At 68.9% G+C, this 17,929-nt stretch carries 20 protein-coding genes; 15 read left to right on the top strand and 5 right to left on the bottom strand.

The features are described from left to right. Positions 1-32 precede the first annotated feature (32 nt). Both ACFIMZ_RS17565 and ACFIMZ_RS17560 read left to right on the top strand, forming a co-directional pair. On the top strand, positions 33-215 hold the full coding sequence (locus tag ACFIMZ_RS17565; protein ID WP_431820617.1) for a hypothetical protein: 183 nt from the start codon (positions 33-35) through the stop codon (positions 213-215). Positions 216-247: 32 nt separating this feature from the next. Next, complete coding sequence (locus ACFIMZ_RS17560) at positions 248-757, top strand: hypothetical protein (protein WP_431820616.1); 510 nt, start codon at positions 248-250, stop codon at positions 755-757. A gap of 28 nt (positions 758-785) precedes the next feature. Here ACFIMZ_RS17560 and ACFIMZ_RS17555 read toward each other — a convergent pair whose 3' ends face one another. From ACFIMZ_RS17555 to ACFIMZ_RS17545, 3 genes are all read right to left on the bottom strand, one after another. After that, the gene (locus ACFIMZ_RS17555; protein ID WP_431820615.1) at positions 786-1,316 is read right to left on the bottom strand and encodes a hypothetical protein; all 531 of its coding nucleotides are present in this window, start codon (positions 1,314-1,316) and stop codon (positions 786-788) included. 166 nt (positions 1,317-1,482) lie between these two features. Beyond that, positions 1,483-2,340, bottom strand: a complete 858-nt coding sequence (locus tag ACFIMZ_RS17550; RefSeq protein ID WP_431820614.1) for a tetratricopeptide repeat protein — start codon at positions 2,338-2,340, stop codon at positions 1,483-1,485. Beyond that, a complete protein-coding gene (locus tag ACFIMZ_RS17545; protein WP_431820613.1) occupies positions 2,337-4,391 on the bottom strand; it encodes a bifunctional 2',3'-cyclic-nucleotide 2'-phosphodiesterase/3'-nucleotidase in 2,055 nt (684 codons plus the stop codon). The genes ACFIMZ_RS17550 and ACFIMZ_RS17545 overlap by 4 nt, the downstream gene beginning before the upstream one ends. 321 nt (positions 4,392-4,712) lie before the next feature. Here ACFIMZ_RS17545 and ACFIMZ_RS17540 point away from each other — a divergent pair, with 321 nt between their 5' ends. The 10 genes from ACFIMZ_RS17540 to ACFIMZ_RS17495 all read left to right on the top strand — a co-directional run bounded on the left by ACFIMZ_RS17540 (position 4,713) and on the right by ACFIMZ_RS17495 (position 13,633). Beyond that, positions 4,713-5,837, top strand: a complete 1,125-nt coding sequence (locus ACFIMZ_RS17540) for an MlaE family ABC transporter permease (RefSeq protein ID WP_431820612.1) — start codon at positions 4,713-4,715, stop codon at positions 5,835-5,837. Next, positions 5,834-6,733, top strand: a complete 900-nt coding sequence (locus tag ACFIMZ_RS17535) for an ABC transporter ATP-binding protein (RefSeq protein WP_431820611.1) — start codon at positions 5,834-5,836, stop codon at positions 6,731-6,733. Before ACFIMZ_RS17540 ends, ACFIMZ_RS17535 begins: the two co-directional genes overlap by 4 nt. 14 nt (positions 6,734-6,747) lie before the next feature. After that, positions 6,748-7,674 (top strand): MlaD family protein, encoded by a 927-nt coding sequence (locus ACFIMZ_RS17530; RefSeq protein ID WP_431820610.1) that lies wholly within the window; start codon positions 6,748-6,750, stop codon positions 7,672-7,674. Between the two features lie 35 nt (positions 7,675-7,709). Beyond that, positions 7,710-8,333: an ABC-type transport auxiliary lipoprotein family protein gene (locus tag ACFIMZ_RS17525; RefSeq protein WP_431820609.1), complete on the top strand. Its 624-nt coding sequence runs from the start codon at positions 7,710-7,712 to the stop codon at positions 8,331-8,333. Positions 8,334-8,349: 16 nt separating this feature from the next. After that, on the top strand, positions 8,350-9,513 hold the full coding sequence (locus tag ACFIMZ_RS17520) for a VanZ family protein (protein WP_431820608.1): 1,164 nt from the start codon (positions 8,350-8,352) through the stop codon (positions 9,511-9,513). Positions 9,514-9,620: 107 nt separating this feature from the next. After that, positions 9,621-9,938, top strand: a complete 318-nt coding sequence (locus ACFIMZ_RS17515) for a (2Fe-2S) ferredoxin domain-containing protein (protein ID WP_011353339.1) — start codon at positions 9,621-9,623, stop codon at positions 9,936-9,938. 17 nt (positions 9,939-9,955) lie between these two features. Further along, positions 9,956-10,600 (top strand): alpha/beta hydrolase, encoded by a 645-nt coding sequence (locus ACFIMZ_RS17510; RefSeq protein ID WP_431820607.1) that lies wholly within the window; start codon positions 9,956-9,958, stop codon positions 10,598-10,600. 436 nt (positions 10,601-11,036) lie between these two features. Beyond that, complete coding sequence (locus ACFIMZ_RS17505; protein WP_431820606.1) at positions 11,037-12,350, top strand: D-alanyl-D-alanine carboxypeptidase family protein; 1,314 nt, start codon at positions 11,037-11,039, stop codon at positions 12,348-12,350. 48 nt (positions 12,351-12,398) lie between these two features. After that, positions 12,399-13,325 carry a D-amino acid aminotransferase gene (locus ACFIMZ_RS17500; RefSeq protein WP_431820605.1) on the top strand — a complete coding sequence of 309 codons (927 nt, stop codon included), beginning with the start codon at positions 12,399-12,401 and terminating at the stop codon, positions 13,323-13,325. After that, entirely contained in the window at positions 13,325-13,633 is a 309-nt protein-coding gene (locus tag ACFIMZ_RS17495; protein ID WP_010090550.1) for an HP0495 family protein, read from the top strand. The genes ACFIMZ_RS17500 and ACFIMZ_RS17495 overlap by 1 nt, the downstream gene beginning before the upstream one ends. Positions 13,634-13,649: 16 nt before the next feature. Here ACFIMZ_RS17495 and ACFIMZ_RS17490 read toward each other — a convergent pair whose 3' ends face one another. Then, a complete protein-coding gene (locus tag ACFIMZ_RS17490) occupies positions 13,650-14,594 on the bottom strand; it encodes a transcriptional regulator GcvA (protein WP_431820604.1) in 945 nt (314 codons plus the stop codon). Between the two features lie 101 nt (positions 14,595-14,695). On the opposite strand from ACFIMZ_RS17490, the gene ACFIMZ_RS17485 reads away from it, so the two are divergent. From ACFIMZ_RS17485 to lipA, 3 genes are all read left to right on the top strand, one after another. Then, on the top strand, positions 14,696-15,022 hold the full coding sequence (locus tag ACFIMZ_RS17485; RefSeq protein ID WP_431820603.1) for a DUF2917 domain-containing protein: 327 nt from the start codon (positions 14,696-14,698) through the stop codon (positions 15,020-15,022). Between the two features lie 83 nt (positions 15,023-15,105). After that, positions 15,106-15,852: a lipoyl(octanoyl) transferase LipB gene (gene lipB / locus ACFIMZ_RS17480; RefSeq protein WP_431820602.1), complete on the top strand. Its 747-nt coding sequence runs from the start codon at positions 15,106-15,108 to the stop codon at positions 15,850-15,852. Beyond that, a complete protein-coding gene (gene lipA / locus ACFIMZ_RS17475; protein WP_431820601.1) occupies positions 15,845-16,837 on the top strand; it encodes a lipoyl synthase in 993 nt (330 codons plus the stop codon). Before lipB ends, lipA begins: the two co-directional genes overlap by 8 nt. Positions 16,838-16,903: 66 nt before the next feature. Here lipA and ACFIMZ_RS17470 read toward each other — a convergent pair whose 3' ends face one another. Then, positions 16,904-17,524: a hypothetical protein gene (locus ACFIMZ_RS17470; RefSeq protein ID WP_431820600.1), complete on the bottom strand. Its 621-nt coding sequence runs from the start codon at positions 17,522-17,524 to the stop codon at positions 16,904-16,906. Positions 17,525-17,929 lie beyond the last annotated feature (405 nt).

Raw genomic sequence — 17,929 nt, 5'->3', positions numbered from 1 at the left:
TTCTCGTCGTTGCCGCATCGAGGGAAATGGCGATGAGCAAGCTTCATTCGTGTGCGAGCCTGTCCAGCCTGCTCGAGCGCTTCCACCGCAACACGACCCGGATCTCCGACGCCGTCGGGCCGCCGATGATGCGTGCCTGTCACCGGCTGTCGGAGTCGCTCGCGTCGGCATGGTCGGCGGTGCGTTCCGGTACGTCGCATACGCACCGGCATTGACGCGGCGGCGGACCGTTTTCAAGGAGATCGCCATGCAGCTCCACATGCATTCGCACCATTACGCGCGCCGCATTCCGGTGTGGCGCGCCGCCGTGATCGGCGGGTGCGTGGCCGGCGCGGTGTTCCTCGTCATCCAGGTCATCGCGTCGGCAATCATCGGACAGGACGCGTGGGCGCCGCTGCGCATGATCGCGGCCATCTATTTCGGCGACGACGCGCTCGCGCCGTCGACCACGGTCGAAGTGGGAACCCTGCTGGCGGCGCTGGGCGTGCACTTCGCGCTGTCGATCGTATTTGCGCTGATCCTGGCCGTGATCATCGCGTGTTTCAGCCTGGATTCGAGTGTCGGCATGGTCAGCGTGGCGGGGGCCGTATTCGGCGTGCTGCTGTACGTCGTCAATTACTACGGCATGACGCAATTGTTCCCGTGGTTCGCCGACGCGCGTGGCTGGGTGAGCGCACTCGACCACATCGTCTTCGGGCTGATCGTGTCCGACGCGTACATGCGTCTGGAACGGCCCGCGCGCAGCAGCGCCGCCTGACGGGATGTCACGGCGGCGCTTGGCCGGCTCAATGCTGTTCCATCTGCTCCAGCGCCTTGATGTCTTCCTCGGACGTCATTTCGCAGGCAAGCAGCGTCTTGCCCTTCAGCGCCGGGCCCTGGCGGGCCGAAACGAGGATCAGGGCGCCCCCCGGCCCCCGGAAGGTCAGCCGGCGGGAATAGCCGACGGACGACGCGCCCAGCAGGTGGCCCTTCTCGGGGGCGAGCTTGTAGCGTTGCGCGAGCTGGTCGGCGACTTCGCCTTCCACGAGCACGCCGATTCCCGTACTGGTGAACACGACCTTCTGCGTCGTGAAGCCGTCCCGGCGGATCGGCTCCGGCAGGCGAAAGACCGCGGCGCCCAGCATCGATTCGTCCGGCTTCGGATCGGTCGCCTTGACGGTGTCGTAGATCGCGCTCATGAGGTCCGACGTAAACGGCGGCTTGCAGATCGCGGCGTTGAAGATATCGGGATGGGCGGGCGGCGCGGCGAGCGCGACGAACGGGGCGGCGACGACGGCGCCGAGGGCGGCGCGAAGGCCGGACAGGCGATGCGACATGGACGCGGTCCTCTCAGGTTTTGTTGTGAGGCGGCATGATAAGGCATCGCCGCGCGCATGCCCGCGTCTCGCGATCGATCCCGGTTCCAGGCGGTCGATGCGCGGGGCGCCGGGTCATGCGTGTCAGGCCACCGCGGTCCTGCCGGCTTGCACTTCCGCCGCACCCTTACGGCGCGACGACCGGATGCTTCAGCGCGTGCGCGGTCTCGATCCACTGCGCGTGGAATTCGTTCGCATCCGGCGTGAGGCCCAGCTCGCCGTTGCGATACGCCATCGCGAGCGTCTGCACCGCTTCCGGCAGTTCGTGCTCGGCCGCGCGCCGGTACAGCGCGAGCGCGCGCGCGTCGTCGCGCGGCACGCCGCTGCCGTCGCGATACGCGTTCGCGAGCATGAAGTCGGCGGCCGGGATGTCCGCGCGCGACGCCACGTCGAACCAGCGTGCCGCCTGCTCAGGATCGGCGGCGATGCCGTAGCCGCTGCGGTAGATCAGCCCGAGGTAGTACGCGGCGGCCGGGTCGCCGTGTCCGGCGGCGGCGGCCAGCAGCGTCCGGGCGCGCGCATAGTCCTTCGGCAGCCCGCCGCTGCCGAGCAGCAGCGCCTTGCCGAGCGCGAGCTGCGCGCGGCGCGCGGCCGGCGCGTCCGTCGCGCCGTTCGCTTGCGTGGCGGTTTCGAGCCAGCCGCGTCCTTCGTCGCGCAAGCCGGGCTCGCGCGCGTCGACGAGCGCACCGCCAAGCGCCGCCTGCGCATCGGCGGACCCGGCGCGCGCGAGGTCGCGCAGCCGCGCGAGCGCGTGCGGCTCGCCGGCCTGCGTGACCATCGCCTGCCATTCGTCGAGCTGCGCGGTGCTCGGCGCGGGGCCGGCGCTGCGCCAGCTGCTCGCCGCGACGGCGGCGGCGGCGATTGCCGCCACCGCCGCCAGCAGCACGGCGGGCGGCAGCTTCACGCGCAGCAGGCGCCGCGCGGCCGGCGCGAAGCCCGCCGCGGCGGGCCGCATGGTGCGGATCGGTTGCGTCGCGTGTCTCATTGCGTCAGGTCGATCTCGTAGGTGGCGAGGTTCTTGCCCGAGCCGTCGTCGGCCGCGACCTGCGTGATGCCGGTCAGGCCGGCCGCCGCCGCATCGGCGAGGCGGTTCGGCGCGGACGCGAACTGCACGTGCGCGACCGAGCTCGCGAGCTTCGTGAAGCGCCAGCTGCGCTGCGCGCCGTCCGCCGCGCGCGTGATCGCGCCGCGCTTCTTGATGAACGCGATCAGCACGTCGCGGTTCGCGTCCGGCGACGCGAAGATCGTCTTGCTGCCGTCGAGGCCGGGGAAGTTGCCGCCGCCGCTCGCGCGGTAGTTGTTGGTCGCGACGATGAACTGCCCGTTCGGGTCGATCGGCGCGCCCTTGTACGTCAGGTTCCTGATCCGGCTGCCGACCGGCTGCGTGACGTCGATCTCGTACGACAGATCGGCGGACGTGAACATGTCGAAGTTGTAGCCGGGGAAGCTGCTGACGAGCTTCTGCACGGTCGCCTGCGTCGGATCGATCCGGTTGAAGCGCTTCGCGGCGGTCTCGAGCCAGTTCTTCACGTCCGCACCGCTCACCTTCGTCGCGTAGACGGTGTTCGGATACAGGTACAGGTCGGCCGCGTTGTTGATCGCGAGCGCGCCCGGCGCGACGTCGGTGAAGTCGTTGCCGCCGCCGAAGCCGCTCTTGAACGGCGCGCTGACCGACAGCACCGGCAGCGACGCGTACTGCGGCAGGTTCGCCTGCACGTAGGTCTTCACGTAGTCGGCCTGCGCCTCGTTGACGATCTGGATCGCGCCCGGATCGCCGACGTCGGCGAAATACGAGGTCATCCGGTAGTCGGTCGAGCCGATCGGCGTCTTCACGTAGTTGATCGTCGCCTGGTGCTCGGCGGCGATCGCGGCCGCCACCGACGGGTCGGCGGCGACGTAGCTCTTGTCCGCGTTCTGGATCGGGCGCGCCTCGACGGTCGTGAGCGACTTGTCGACGCTCCACGTCTTGCCGTCGAATGCGAGGCCGAGCTTGATCACGCCGAGGTGCTTGCCCCAGTAGTTCGCCATCACGGTCGGCACGCCGTTGACGGTGCCCTTGACCTTGTCCACGCCCGGCAGGTTGAACTGCGGCACCGTGCTGTTCGCATCCGGGAACACCTGGTGCGAGTGGCCGATCAGCATCGCGTCGATGCCCGGCACGGTCGACAGCCACCAGCTGCCGTTTTCCATCGTCGGCGAGTACGCCGAGTTGTCGAGCCCGCCGTGCGAGATCGCGACGACGAGGTCCGCGCCCTTCGCGCGCATCTCCGGAATGTACTTCTCGGCCGCTTCCTTCAGGCCGGTCGTGTAGACCTTGCCGTCGAGCCAGCGCTTGTCCCAGTTCATGATCGCGGGCGGCGTGAAGCCGATGATGCCGACCTTCACCGGCGCGCTGACCGTCTTGCCGTCCGGCGTGGTCGCGGTGATCGTGCGGGTCAGGATCGTATACGGCGTGAAGAGGGGCGCGTTGGTCTTCGCGCTGATCACGTTCGCGAGCACCTGCGGGAACGCCGGGCCCGCGCACTTCTTCTGCTGCGCGGGCATGCCGTCGACGTCGAACGTGCTGCCGGTCACCTGCGACAGGTACGGCAGCCCGTAGTTGAATTCATGGTTGCCGATCCCGCCGCCGTCGAACTTCGCCGCGTTCATCACCTTGTAGATCGCGAGCGTCTGGTCGCAGCCGACCGGGTTCACGAGCGCCTGGTAGTCGGCGAGCGCGGTGCCCTGGATCGTGTCGCCGTTGTCGAGCAGGAGCGTGTTCGGGTACTGCGCGCGCGCCTGCGCGATCAGCGTCGACACGCGCTCGAAGCCGAGCGAGTTGTCCGCCGCGAGCTTGAAATAGTCATACGAGAGCACGTTCGTGTGCAGGTCGGTCGTCTCGAGCAGCGCGAGGGTCGCCTTGGTGCCGACGGGCGCTTGCGCCTGCCGCGACGGCGGGGCGATCACGTCGTCGCCGTTGCACGCGGCGAGAAAGGCGAGGCTCGCGAGCGCGGCGGCTGCCGGCGCGCGATGGCGGAGAAGCGAGGGGAATCGCATCGGTTGTCCTGTTTGGTGTTCTGTTGTCGTGGTCTGCACGGAATGCGACGCGTGGCGCGCCGACGGCCGGTCGTGCAGAGCGTGAGAGTATCGAAAGGAATCGTGACGGTGGAATGAAAGGGCTGCGACGGCTGGCGGAAAGGGGGGGCGGCCATCCGCGGGCGGCCGGCAGCGGGCGGCGAGTTGCGGGCGTCCGGGGAGGGCGGCGCTGCGGCGGCGCGCCGCGGCCGGCGAGCCTCCCGACCCGGCGGAAATCCTCGCGTCGCGGAAGCGGACGGTTCGTTACAATGGCCGGTGTCATTCATTTGCAAACAAGCCGCTTTGGATTTCGACACTCCTCCCGGCCTGTCGGTCGATGCCGGCGGCCAGGGCCCGACCGTGCGCCTGTACGGACAGTGGACCGCGCTCGCGCTGGCGCGCAATCGCGGCGCCGTCGCGCGCCGCGTCGCGGGGCTCGCGAAAGGCCGCGTGCGCGAATGGGACCTGTCCGGCATCGAGCGGATCGACCACGTCGGCGGCCAGGCGCTGTGGCGGGTCTGGGGCCGCAAGCTGCCGGACGGCATCGCGCTGACCGAGACCCAGCGCACGATCTTCGAGCGCATCGAGCGGCTCGACCGCCAGCGCGAGGCGCCCGAGCGCATCGAGCGCATCGATCCGGTCACGCGCCTCGGCCGCGCGCTTTTCACGTTCGCCGAGCACCTGCAGGGCGGCATCTCGATGTTCGGCCGCGTGGTTCTCGACGCGCTGTCGGTGCTGCGCCGGCCGAAGACGATGCCGTGGAAGGAGACGTCGGCGAACGTCTACAGCGCGGGCGCGAAGGCGCTGCCGATCACCGCGCTCGTCGCGTTCCTGATCGGCATCGTGCTGAGCTACCTGTCCGCGCAGCAGCTGCAGATGTTCGGCGCGAACCGGTATATCGTGAACATCCTGGGGCTGTCGGTGATCCGCGAGCTCGGGCCGGTGCTGTCGGCGATCCTCGTCGCCGGCCGCTCGGGCTCGGCGATCACCGCGCAGATCGGCGTGATGCGCGTGACGGAGGAACTCGACGCGATGCGCGTGATGGGCATCCCGCACGGGCTGCGGCTGGTGCTGCCGCGGGTGCTCGCGCTCGGCGTCGCGATGCCGCTGCTCGTGATGTGGACCAACGTCATCGCGCTCGCGGGCGGCGCGCTCGCCGCGAAGCTCGCGCTCGGCATCGACTTCAGCTTCTTCGTGCGCTCGCTGCCGGGCGTCGTGCCGATCGCGAACCTGTACATCGGGCTCGGCAAGGGTGTCGTGTTCGGCATGCTGATCGCGCTCGTCGCGTGCCATTTCGGCTTCCGGATCAAGGCGAACTCGCAGAGCCTCGGCGAAGGCACGACGACGTCGGTCGTCACGTCGATCACGGTCGTGATCCTCGCCGACGCGGTGTTCGCGATGCTGTTTCAGAACGTGGGGCTCGGATGAACATGCTGAACCTGCCGACAACCGATGCGGCGCCCGCCGGCGCCGGGGCGACCGGCGCCGCGCCGGCCGGCGACCTCGTGATCGAGGTGCGCAACCTGACGAAGCGCTACGGGCGCAACATCATCCACCAGAAGCTCGATTTCGACGTGCGGCGCGGCGAGATCGTGTCGATCGTCGGCGGCTCGGGCTCGGGCAAGACGACGCTCGTGCGGCAGATCCTCGGCCTCGAGCGGCCGACGTCGGGCACGATCAAGGTGTTCGGCGAGGACACGTCGACGATCGACGCGGCGAGCGCGCGGGCGATGCGCACCCGTTCCGGGATGCTGTTCCAGCAGGGCGCGCTGTTCTCGTCGATGACGGTGTTCGACAACGTCGCGCAGCCGCTGCGCGAGCTCGGCCGCGTGCCGGCCGACCTGCTGCACGACATCGTGATGCTCAAGCTCGAGATGGTCGGGCTGCCGTGCAAGCATGCGTCGAAGATGCCGGCTGCGCTGTCGGGCGGGATGGTGAAGCGGGTCGGCATCGCGCGCGCGATCGCGCTCGAGCCGGAGCTGCTGTTCCTCGACGAGCCGACGGCGGGGCTCGACCCGCAGGCGTCGGAAGAGTTCGTCGAGCTGATCGCGACGCTGCATCGCACGCTCGGGCTGACCGTCGTGATGGTGACGCACGATCTCGACACGATGGTCGCGCTGTCGACGCGCGTCGCGGTGCTCGCCGACCGCAAGGTGCTCGTCGCCGCGCCGGTCGAGGAGGCCGCGAACGTCGACCATCCGTTCATCCACGAGTATTTTCTGGGGCTGCGCGGCCGGCGCGCGCTGCAGGCGCTGCCGCCCGAGCGGCGCGCGAAGCTGCCGCCGGCAGCCCTCGAACCGGCGCTGGCGAGCGTCGAGCTGTAGCAAGGAACCCGCGAATGGAAAACAAATCTCATGCGTTCTGGGCCGGCCTGTTCACGATCGCGCTGACGCTCGTGATCGCGGGCGCCGTGTTCTGGTTCAACGTCGATCGCGCCGTGCGCATTCCGTACGACCTGATCGCGCGCACCAACGTCACCGGGCTGTTTCCGGACGCGGCGGTGCGCTTTCGCGGCCTCGACGTCGGCAAGGTGCAGTCGATCGGCTTCGACCGCTCGCGCCCCGGGCAGATCCGGATCCGCATCATGGTCGACAAGGACGCGCCGATCACGCAGTCGACGTTCGGCAGCCTCGGCTTCCAGGGCGTGACGGGCATCGCGTTCGTGCAGCTCGACGACACGGGCACCGACCTGTCGCCGCTGCCGTCGTCGGCGAAGGCGGTCGCGCAGATCCCGATGCACCCGAGCCTGTTCGACCAGATCCAGCAGCGCGGCGACGTGCTGCTGCGGCAGCTCGAACTGGCGGCGAAGAGCGCGAACGAGCTGATGTCGCCCGAGATGCGCGAGCAGTTGCGCGCGACGGCGGAAAGCCTGCAGCACGCGGCGGACGGCGCGGCGACGCTGTCGAAGCAGCTCGGCCCCGCGGTCGCGGCGCTGCCCGACACGATGCACGAGGTGAACCGCGCGATGGCGTCGGCGAACACGCTGCTGCAGCCGAACGGCCCGCTCGTCGCGAACCTGAACAAGGCCGGCATGGCCGCCGAGCATATCGGCGACGCGCTGAACGAGCTGAATGCGCGCGTGCAGTACGACACGCTGCCGCGCTTCAACGCGCTGGCGACGAGCGTCGGCGACGCGTCGCGCCAGCTGAAGGACGTCGCGGGCGAGCTCGGCCGCAATCCGCGCAGCCTGCTGTTCGGCTCGCCGGGCGCGGCTCCAGGGCCCGGCGAGGCGGGCTTCGTCTGGCCGGGCGCGACGGCCCACTGATCATCGAATCCGGAATTTTCATGCAGGAACACGTCATGCCCCGAATCCTCGCCCGCGCGCTGCGCCCGGCCGCCGCCGTGCTCGCCGCGCTGACGCTCGCGCTCGCGGCCGGCTGCGCCAGCGAAAACGCGGCGCTGTCGAACGTCCGCTACGACCTCGGCCCGGCCGCACCGGTCGCGACCGCTGGCCCCGGCCCCGCGCTGAAGGTGCTCGACATTGTCGCGCCCGACGCGCTCGATTCGGACAAGTTCGTCTTCCGGCTCACGTATGCGGATGCGCAGCGCATGGCCGTCTACCGCGACAGCCGCTGGACCGCGCCGCCCGCACAACTGCTCACGCAGCGGCTGCGCGGCGCGCTGTCGTCGCGCGGCGCGGTGCTCGAGGGCGCCGACGGCGTGCGCGCGCCGACGCTGCGGGTCGACCTGAGCGAGTTCGAGCAGGTGTTCGACGGCCGGTCGCAGAGCCACGGCGCCGTCACCGCGCGCGCGACGCTCACGCAGGACGGCAAGGTGCTCGGCCAGCGCACGTTCGTCGCGCGCGCGCCGTCGAGCACGCCGGACGCCGCCGGCGGCGCGCGCGCGCTCGCGATGGCGAGCGACGATCTCGTCGCGCAGATCGCCGCCTGGGTCGGCATGCAGGCCTACGCGGGCACGCCGTAATGCGCCGGCGCCCGCGATGAGCGTGCACGGCTCGTCCCGCGCATCGACGCTGGCGCGGCAGGCGCTCGCCGCGTACACGGCGCTCATCGTCTACGCCTCGCTCTATCCGTTCGACGGCTGGACCGCGCTCGGCATCGGCCCGTTCGACTACCTGTTCGCGCCGATGCAGCGCTACGTGACCGCGTTCGACGTGGTCACGAACGTGCTCGGCTACCTGCCGTTCGGCGGCCTCGCGGTGCTCGCGCTGCATCCGCGCTGGCGCGGCGTCGGCGCGACGCTGATCGCCGGCGTGCTCGGCGCGCTGCTGTCCGGCGCGATGGAGGCGCTGCAGACCTACCTGCCGACGCGCGTCGCGTCGAATCTCGATCTCGCCGCCAACGCGCTCGGCGCGCTGCTGGGCGCGGCGCTCATGGCGCCCGCGACCGGCGCGCTGCTCGATCGCGGCGCGCTCAGGCGGCTGCGCTTCGCGTGGTTCGAGCCGGACGGCGCGACGCCGCTGTTGCTGGCCGCGCTCTGGCCGTTCGCGATCCTGTTTCCTTCCCCGTTCCTGTTCGGCATCGGCGACTGGCCGGCCGCGCTGTGGGAGCGCGCCGACGTGTCGATGCAGGACGCGCTGCTCGCGTGGCTGCCGGCCGCGTGGCACGTGTCGGCATGGCCCGAGCGGGTCGACGGCTGGCTGTCCGATTCCGGATGGGAGGCCGTGCTCGGCGGGCTGATGCTGTTCCCCGCGCTCGCGATCGCGTCGCTCGCGATGCGGCCGCGCGCGCCCCGCGTGCGGCTCCTGATCGTGCTCGTCGCCGCGACGCTCGTGCTGAAGTCCGCCGCGACGTTCATGCAGTCGGCCACCGGGCTCGTCGTCGTGTGGGCGACGCCCGGCGCGCGGCTCGGCATCGAGCTCGGCTTCGCGGCGGCGCTTGCCGCGCTGTACGTGCCCGGCGCGTGGCGGGCGGCGCTCGCCGCCGCCGCGCTGCTCGCGGGCGTCGCGCTCGTCAACCTGCTGCCCGTCAACCCGTTCTTCGACTTCACGCTGTCCGGCTGGCGGCAGGGGCGCTACGTGCACTTCAACAGCCTCGCGCGCTGGCTCGCGTGGATCTGGCCCTATGCGGCGCTGATCTGGCTCGGGCTGCGCGTCGAGCGCGCGTGGCTGCCGGCCGCCCTGACCGGCCCGCCGCGCCGGTGACGGGCGGCGGGGCGGGCAGCGGGGCGCGCCGCTCGCTATAATCGTCCGCACCATTCACCTGCCACCGCCGGTCCGGCCTCGTCGCCGGGCCGCTCGCCGTCACCATCATGGATTCCTACTACCAGCACCACGTCTTCTTCTGCCTGAACCAGCGCGAGCCCGGCGCCGAACGTCCGAGCTGCGCGCAGTGCGACGCGCAGAGCATGCAGGAATACGCGAAAAAGCGCGTGAAGGAGCTCGGTCTCGCCGGGCCGGGCAAGGTCCGCATCAACAAGGCCGGCTGCCTCGACCGCTGCGAGGAGGGGCCCGTGATGGTCGTCTATCCGGAAGGCACCTGGTACACGTACGTCGACCAGGCCGACATCGACGAGATCGTCGAGTCGCACCTGCGCGACGGCAAGGTCGTCGACCGCCTGAAGATCTGAGCGGGGCGGTCGAAAGCATGAACGTTCATACGCAGAAATCGCTGATCACCGGCCCCGTCGGCCAGATCGAGATCGCCGTCGACCTGCCCGACGCGGTGCGCGAAGGGAGCGCCGCGCCGCGCGGCATCGCGCTCGTCGCGCATCCGCACCCGCTGTTCGGCGGCACGATGGACAACAAGGTCGCGCAAACACTGGCGCGCACGCTCGTGCAGCTCAACTACGTCGTCTACCGGTCGAACTTCCGCGGCGTCGGCGCGACCGAAGGCGTGCACGACAACGGCCTCGGCGAAGCCGACGACTTGCTCGCGGTGCTCGCGCACATGCGCGCGCAGCCCGCGTATGCGGACCTGCCGCTGGTGCTGGCCGGCTTCTCGTTCGGCACCTTCGTGCTGTCGCACGTCGCGAAGCGGCTGCGCGACGCGGGCGACGCGATCGAGCGGATGGTGTTCGTCGGCACGGCCGCGAGCCGCTGGCAGGTTGCCGACGTGCCGGAGAACACGCTCGTGATCCACGGCGAGACCGACGACACGGTGCCGATCGCGTCGGTGTACGACTGGGCGCGGCCGCAGGAATTGCCCGTCGTCGTGATTCCCGGCGCCGAGCATTTCTTCCATCGCAAGCTGCATGTGCTCAAGCGCGTCGTCGTCGACGCGTGGCGCTAGTCGGCGTTCCGCCGCGGGGCAGCGCAGCGCCGGTCCGTCGGCGGTGCGTTTCGCCCCTTTTTTTGGGCGCGCTTGCATGCCGCCTGCGCGCATCTTTCGTCTTCCTTCGATAGTGGTCCTGCGCATTCCCGTCGCGCTATCCTCGCGTCGCCGATCTGTGCCTGCGCGACGCCGGATTCACGAAAACGCCCGTCGCGGCCACGTATAATGGCCGGATTTCGCGTCGCCCGCGGCCCGGCCGGGCCCATGCGGCGCTCGATTCGCTGCCCGTCGCAGCACGCGCTGCGCCGGCCGCGAACCGAACGCGTCCGCACGAGTCCAACCGGCGCGTTTCGCATCGCCTGACGTTTCAGGCGCAGGCCGAAACGCCCGCCGCCTTGCCATTCAACCGTGCGTGTTTCGCGCCCGTACTTTCTGCCATCAGCCTGAATCGATCATGCGTTTGTCCTCCCAAGGCCTCAAGTCCCTCGCTTCTTCCATCGCCTTCAGCACCGCCGCGCGCAACGTCGCGCTCGGCGTGATGCTGCCCGTCGCGCTCGCGTCGACGATCGTCGCCGCCGAGGCGAAGCCCGCCGCCAAGGCCCGGGCCGCGCATGCGGCGCCGGCCGCGCCCGAGGCGACCGGCGCGCCCGCGACCTACATGCCGGGCGCGGTGCCGCCGCCGGGCGTGAACGCGCGTTCGTGGGTGCTCGTCGACGCGACCAGCAACACCGTGCTCGCATCGGGCAACGCGGACGAGCGCGTCGAGCCGGCGTCGCTGACGAAGCTGATGACCGCGTACCTCGTGTTCGAGGCGCTCGACAAGAAGAAGATCTCGATGGAGCAGATCGTCACGCCGAGCGCTGCCGTGCGCCGCGTCGGCACCGACGAGTCGCGGATGTTCATCGAGGCGGACAAGCCGGTGTCGGTGCACGACCTTGTCTACGGGATGATCATCCAGTCGGGCAACGACGCGGCGATCGCGCTCGCCGAGCTGGTCGGCGGCAGCGAGGCGCAGTTCGTCAACATGATGAACGACGAGGTCAAGCGCCTCGGCATGAAGGGCACGCACTTCGCCGACGTGAACGGCATGCCCGACCCGAACCACTACACGACGGCCGGCGATCTCGCGACGCTGTCCGCACACCTGATCCGCGATTTTCCGCAGTACTACAGCATCTTCTCGGAGAAGGAATTCAAGTACAACAACATCCGCCAGGGCAACCGCAACCGCCTGCTGTGGCTCGACCCGACGGTCGACGGCCTGAAGACCGGCCACACGCAGGCGGCGGGCTTCTGCCTGATCGCGTCGTCGAAGCGGCCGATGCCGGGCACGGCGGATGCGCCGCGCCGCCTCGTGTCGGTGATGATGGGCGAGACCAAGGAAAGCGACCGCACGCAGGACAGCATGAAGATGCTGAACTACGGCTACAGCGCGTTCGATGCGGTGCGCCTGTTCAAGGGTGGCCAGGCGATCTCGACGCCGCGCCTTTACAAGGGCAAGAGCAACAACGTGCAGGTCGGCGTGAAGGGCGACCAGTGGGTGACGGTGCCGCGCGGCCTCGGCGACAAGGTGAAGACCGAGGTCGAGGTGAACGCGCCGCTGATCGCGCCGCTCGCGGACGGCCAGCCGGTCGGCACCGTGAAGATCGTCGCCGACGGCAAGACGCTGTCGCAGTTCCCGGTTGTCGCGCTGCAGGCGGTGCCGGAAGCGGGTATCTTCGGTCGTATCTGGGACTCGATCCTGCTGATGTTCAGCAAGAAGAAGTAAGCGGGCGCGGCCTTTGTTTCGACGACTTCATCCCCATCTGACATAGCCATGAGCCAAGCCGAATTCGAACCGATCGTCTACCTGAGCGTCTCCTCGCAGGAAGAGATGGTGCCGCTGTCGCAAGCCCGCATCCCGGTGCTCGACCGCGGGTTCATCTTCGGCGACGGTGTGTATGAGGTCGTCCCCGTCTACGCGCACGACGGCGCGCACGTGCCGTTCCGGATCGCGCAGCATCTCGCGCGGCTCGAGCGCAGCCTGAAGAAGATCGGCATCGCGAACCCGCACGACGACGCGCTCTGGCGCGCGCTGATCGAGCGCGTCGTCGCGGCGAACGCCGACGGCCTTGGCGCCGGCGACGCGCTCGTCTATATCCAGGTGACGCGCGGCGTCGCGAAGCGCGGCCACGCGTTCCCGGCGAACGTCGTGCCGACCGTGTTCGTGATGACGAGCCCGCTGCGCGTGCCGTCCGAGCAAGAGCGCGCGGCCGGCGTGCGCTGCGTGACCGCCGAGGATCGGCGCTGGCTGCATTGCGACATCAAGTCGACCTCGCTGCTCGGCAACGTGCTGATGGCGCAGCATGCGGTCGAGCACGACGCGTTCGAGACGCTGCAGCTGCGCGACGGCAATCTGACCGAAGGCTCGTCGTCGAACGTGTGGATCGTGAAGAACGGCGAGCTGCTTGCGCCGCCGCGCAGCAACAAGATCCTCGAGGGGATCCGCTACGCGCTGCTCGAGGAGCTGGCCGACGAATGCGGGATTCCGTTCGTCGCGCGCGAAATCAGCGAAGTGGAGCTGCGCGCGGCCGACGAGATCATGATCACGTCGGCGACGAAGGAAGTGCTGCCCGTCACGGCGCTCGACGATTTGCCGGTGCAGGGCGGCAAGCCCGGCCCGGTATTCGCGGCGTTGTACGACGCGTACCAGCGCGCGAAGGCGCGCGAGTTTGAACAGTTTGACCTAACCCGGAGAAAGTGATGAGCGAACCGTCCAAAACCGTCGAGCTGACCGGCGCGATCGATACCCGGAAGGAATCGCTGCTGGAGTTCCCGTGCGATTTCCCGATCAAGATCATGGGCAAGGCGCACCCGGAGTTCAAGGACACGATTTTCAAGGTCGTGAGCGTCCATGACAACGAAATCGACCTCGAGAAGATCGAGGAGCGTGCATCGAGCGGCGGCAACTACACCGGCCTCACGATTACCGTGCGCGCGACGAGCCAGGAGCAGCTCGACAACATCTACCGTGCGCTGACCGGCCATCCGATGGTCAAGGTCGTGCTCTGATCCCTTCCTTGCGCGCTCACGCGGCGGCGGCTCTCTCCGCCGCGCGGCGCGCGTCCAGTTCGTCGCACAGCAGCTTGAATTCGGCGACTTCCCGCAATATCCACGTCCTGAACGCCTGCACGCGCGGCGTACCCAGCAGCGGCGGCGGGCACACCAGGAAATAGTTCCACGGGCTCGGCCCGTCGATGTCGAACAGGCGCACGAGGCGCCCCTGCCGCAGTTCGTGCACCGCGAGCGAGCGCCGCACCAGCGCGATGCCCTGGCCGTCGATCGCCGCCTGCAGCAGGTTCGACGAATCCTGGTACAGGATCCCGCGCTTCGGCTCCGTCAGCGTATCGAGGCCCGCTGCGTCGAACCACGGCCGCCACAGCTCGTCGTCCGAGCGCAGCAGGTTGTAGCGGACCAGATCCGCGGGCGTCTTCGGCAGCACGCCGCCGTTCAGCGTCGGCGCGCAGGCCGGGAAGAACGCTTCCTCGAGCAGCGGCTCCACGTGCAGCCCCGGATAGGTGCCGAACCCGAAGCGGATCGCGAGGTCGACGTCGTCGCGCGCGAAATCGGTGAGGGCGTTGGTCGACTGCAGCTCGACGTCGATTTCCGGATGCCGCTCGATGAACGAGCCGATGCGCGGCGTCACGAAGCGCGCCGCGAACGACGACAGCATCGAGATCACCAGCCGCCGGTCGCGGTCGCTCGCGCGGACTTCGCGTGTCGCCTCGACGAGCATCATCAGCGCGGTGCGGACCTGCTGCGCGTAGCGGATGCCGGCGTTGGTCAGGCACAGGCGCTTGCCGTTGCGCGTGAAGAGCTGCACGCCGAGCTCCTCCTCGAGCGCACGCACCTGGTGGCTGACCGCCCCGTGCGTGACGAACAGCTCGTCGGCGGCGCGCGAGAAGTTTTCGTGGCGGGCGGCGGCCTCGAACGCGCGAATCGCGTTCAGCGCGGGGAGCTGGCGCAGGTCCATTTGCTAATTTTCCTCACATCGACGTGAAAATTGGTCGTTTGGTCGGACGCCTTGAGATGACTACGATTGTAGCCATCGAAGCATTTTTGGCGGAGCGCATCATGCAAGAAATTTCTTCAAGCATCACGTTCGAGATTCCCCCTGGCGAAACCGTCCCGATGCGGGTGCAGCGCAGCACGCGGCTGACGGTCCAGTGCGGGCCGGTGTGGGCGACGCGCAGCAACGACGTCGGCGACTACTTCCTCGCGGACGGCGAAACGCTGCGGCTGCGCCGTGGCGAGCGTCTGTGGCTGAGCGCCGAGGGCGCAGGCAGCGCGTGCGTCGCGTTCTCGGTATCGCGGCCGCCGAAGGAAGTCGCGCTGACGGGGCTCGCCCGGCTGCGCGAGCGTGTCGCGGCGCTGTTCCAGAACGCGTGGCGCACCGTCTGATGTCGCTTTGATCCGACGGATGCCATCGATCCGTCCCTTTCGATAGCCGGCGAGACCCTTGGGTTTTCGGTAAACTACCGCCCATGTTCGTCTCGCCGGTTTCCACTGTGTCCACGCCTGTCGCCGCACCCGATTCGCCCGCAGCCCTTCCGGTCCCGCCGGTGACGGTACGCTGGCGCGGCGTCGAGCCGTACGACGCGAGCTTCGACGCGATGCGCGCGTTCACCGACGCGCGCACTGCGGGCACCGGCGACGAAATCTGGGTGGTCGAGCATCCGCCCGTCTACACGCTCGGGCAGGCGGGCGATCCGGCCCACCTGCTGGTCGCCGATAGCGGCGTCCCGCTCGTCCGGGTCGACCGCGGCGGGCAGATCACCTATCACGGCCCCGGCCAGATCGTCATGTACCTGTTGCTGGACTTGCGCCGGCGCAAGCTGATGGTCCGCACGCTGGTGTCCCGGATCGAGGAGGCCGTGATCGAAACCCTCGCGGCGTATAATCTCGCTTCGGTCCGCAAGGCGGGCGCGCCGGGCATCTACGTGGCGTCGGGCGCTCACGAGGGCGCGAAGATCGCGGCCCTCGGCCTGAAGATCCGCAACGGCTGCAGCTATCACGGGCTGAGCCTGAACGTGAAGATGGATCTGCGCCCGTTTCTCGCGATCAATCCGTGCGGCTATGCCGGACTGGAAACCGTCGACATGGCGAGCCTCGAGGTTGCCGCCGACTGGAACGACGTCGCCCGAACGCTGGTGCGCCGTCTGATCGCCAACCTCGACGGCGCATCCGCGGCCGCCGACAAGCCGCAGGCACTGGAACATTCGAATGACTGACTTGACCGCTTCCCCCGCACCGGCCGATTCGGCCGCGACCCCTGCCTACGATCCGACCGCCAAGCAGAAGGCGCAGGCGAAGACGGCGCGCATCCCGATCAAGGTCATTCCGATCGAGCGGCTGAAGAAGCCCGAGTGGATCCGCGTGAAGGCGGCCACCGGCAGCTCGCGCTTCAACGAGATCAAGACGATCCTGCGCGAGCACAACCTGCATACGGTGTGCGAGGAAGCGAGCTGCCCGAACATCGGCGAGTGCTTCGGCAAGGGCACCGCGACGTTCATGATCATGGGCGACAAGTGCACGCGCCGCTGCCCGTTCTGCGACGTCGGCCACGGCCGTCCCGATCCGCTCGACGCCGACGAGCCGAAGAACCTCGCGCGCACGATCGCCGCGCTGAAGCTCAAGTACGTGGTGATCACGAGCGTCGACCGCGACGACCTGCGCGACGGCGGCGCCGGCCACTTCGTCGAATGCATCCGCGAAGTGCGCGAACAGTCGCCGGAGACGCGCATCGAGATCCTGACGCCGGACTTCCGCGGCCGCCTCGACCGCGCGATCTCGATCCTCAACGCCGCGCCGCCGGACGTGATGAACCACAACCTCGAAACGGTGCCGCGCCTGTACAAGGAAGCGCGCCCGGGTTCGGACTACGCGCACTCGCTGAAGCTCCTGAAGGACTTCAAGGCGCTGCATCCGGACGTCGCGACGAAGTCGGGCCTGATGGTCGGCCTCGGCGAGACCGAGGAGGAAATCCTGCAGGTGATGCGCGACCTGCGCGCGCACGACGTCGACATGCTGACGATCGGCCAGTACCTGCAGCCTTCTGAGCACCACCTGCCGGTGCGCGCGTACGTGCATCCGGACACCTTCAAGATGTACGAGGAAGAAGCGTACAAGATGGGCTTCACGCACGCGGCCGTCGGCGCGATGGTGCGTTCGAGCTATCACGCCGATCTGCAGGCGCACGGGGCCGGGGTGGTCTGAACGTCGTCGCCTCGTTGCCGCTTCGTCGTCGGACGAGCCTGGAAAAGCCCGCACGCCGCGGGCTTTTCATCTTTCAAACTTCATTTGGCCATTCGGCAACGGAAATGACCGCAGCCCCAAAGCAGGCAGCGTCATTTCACCGGTTGTGTCGACACTGTGGTCATACAGGCCGTCGCCCGCAGCGCCGCCATGTTTCTCGTCGCCGGACCCCGACGGCGCGCTGACCCATTGCAGGGTCAACTCGAACCTCGCGGCGTCCCTGCTATGGCCACTCGAAGTGAATACGCTCAGCGGTATCTGTCCCGAGACCGTCACCGATTTCGGCCATCGGCTGCCGTCGGCCGCCCCGACCGTAAGGTCACATCGCCGAGAAGCGCCGTAAGCGAAGACGGGCGAGCGTTTGCAGCGATCAAAGCGATAGACGACGACCGAAGCTGCAGCATTGGGGGCATTTTCGAGGTCTGTCGTCCCGAAGGTCGAGATGGTGACGGCGGTCTGAGTCACGCCGCACGCGTCGAGCACCGTACCATACGCGGTTGCGGAGACCCGGCTGAAGGGAGGCCGGCCAGCCTGTGCATCTGCGCGGAGTGGCGAAGCCAGAAGCACGATGGCAAAGGCCGCTGCAACCAGCCGACCCAACGCATGTTCGATCTTGGCGCGCAGACGGGCCGAACCAGGACTTATCACGAGACGCGCCTCCGGTTTCGTTCTTCTGCAGGCCGATTGGTTTGCCCGGGCGCGGATCGAACGCGAGACGGCGCGGGCTTCCGGGGCGCCGCATATATCGGGCCAGGCCAGCGAATAGGCGGCTCTCGGCCTGTCGGCGGCGCGTCCGGTAGCGACGTGGCCGGGTGAACGTTGCGGAATTGAATCGTGGCGTTGCCGGGCCAGGCTGCGTTCTGGCGAAGCGGGCTCCCGGACCCGCAACGGGCGCGTGTCCGGAGCGCCGGATGGACCGATTCATCGTTGACACGTGCGGTTCCGCCAGAGGCGGCTGGCGCACGACAATCGCCACCCGACCGGACGCGCGATCCAATCCAGCGTGGAAAGCAAAGCTGAAACGTCGTCGATAGCTTCGCAGGATAAGTTCGC

This window comes from Burkholderia sp. F1 (genome assembly GCF_050813845.1).
GTDB lineage: Bacteria > Pseudomonadota > Gammaproteobacteria > Burkholderiales > Burkholderiaceae > Burkholderia > Burkholderia ubonensis.
The sequence above is the reverse complement of the archived record's forward strand: the minus strand, read 5'-3'. Positions and strand labels throughout refer to the sequence as shown.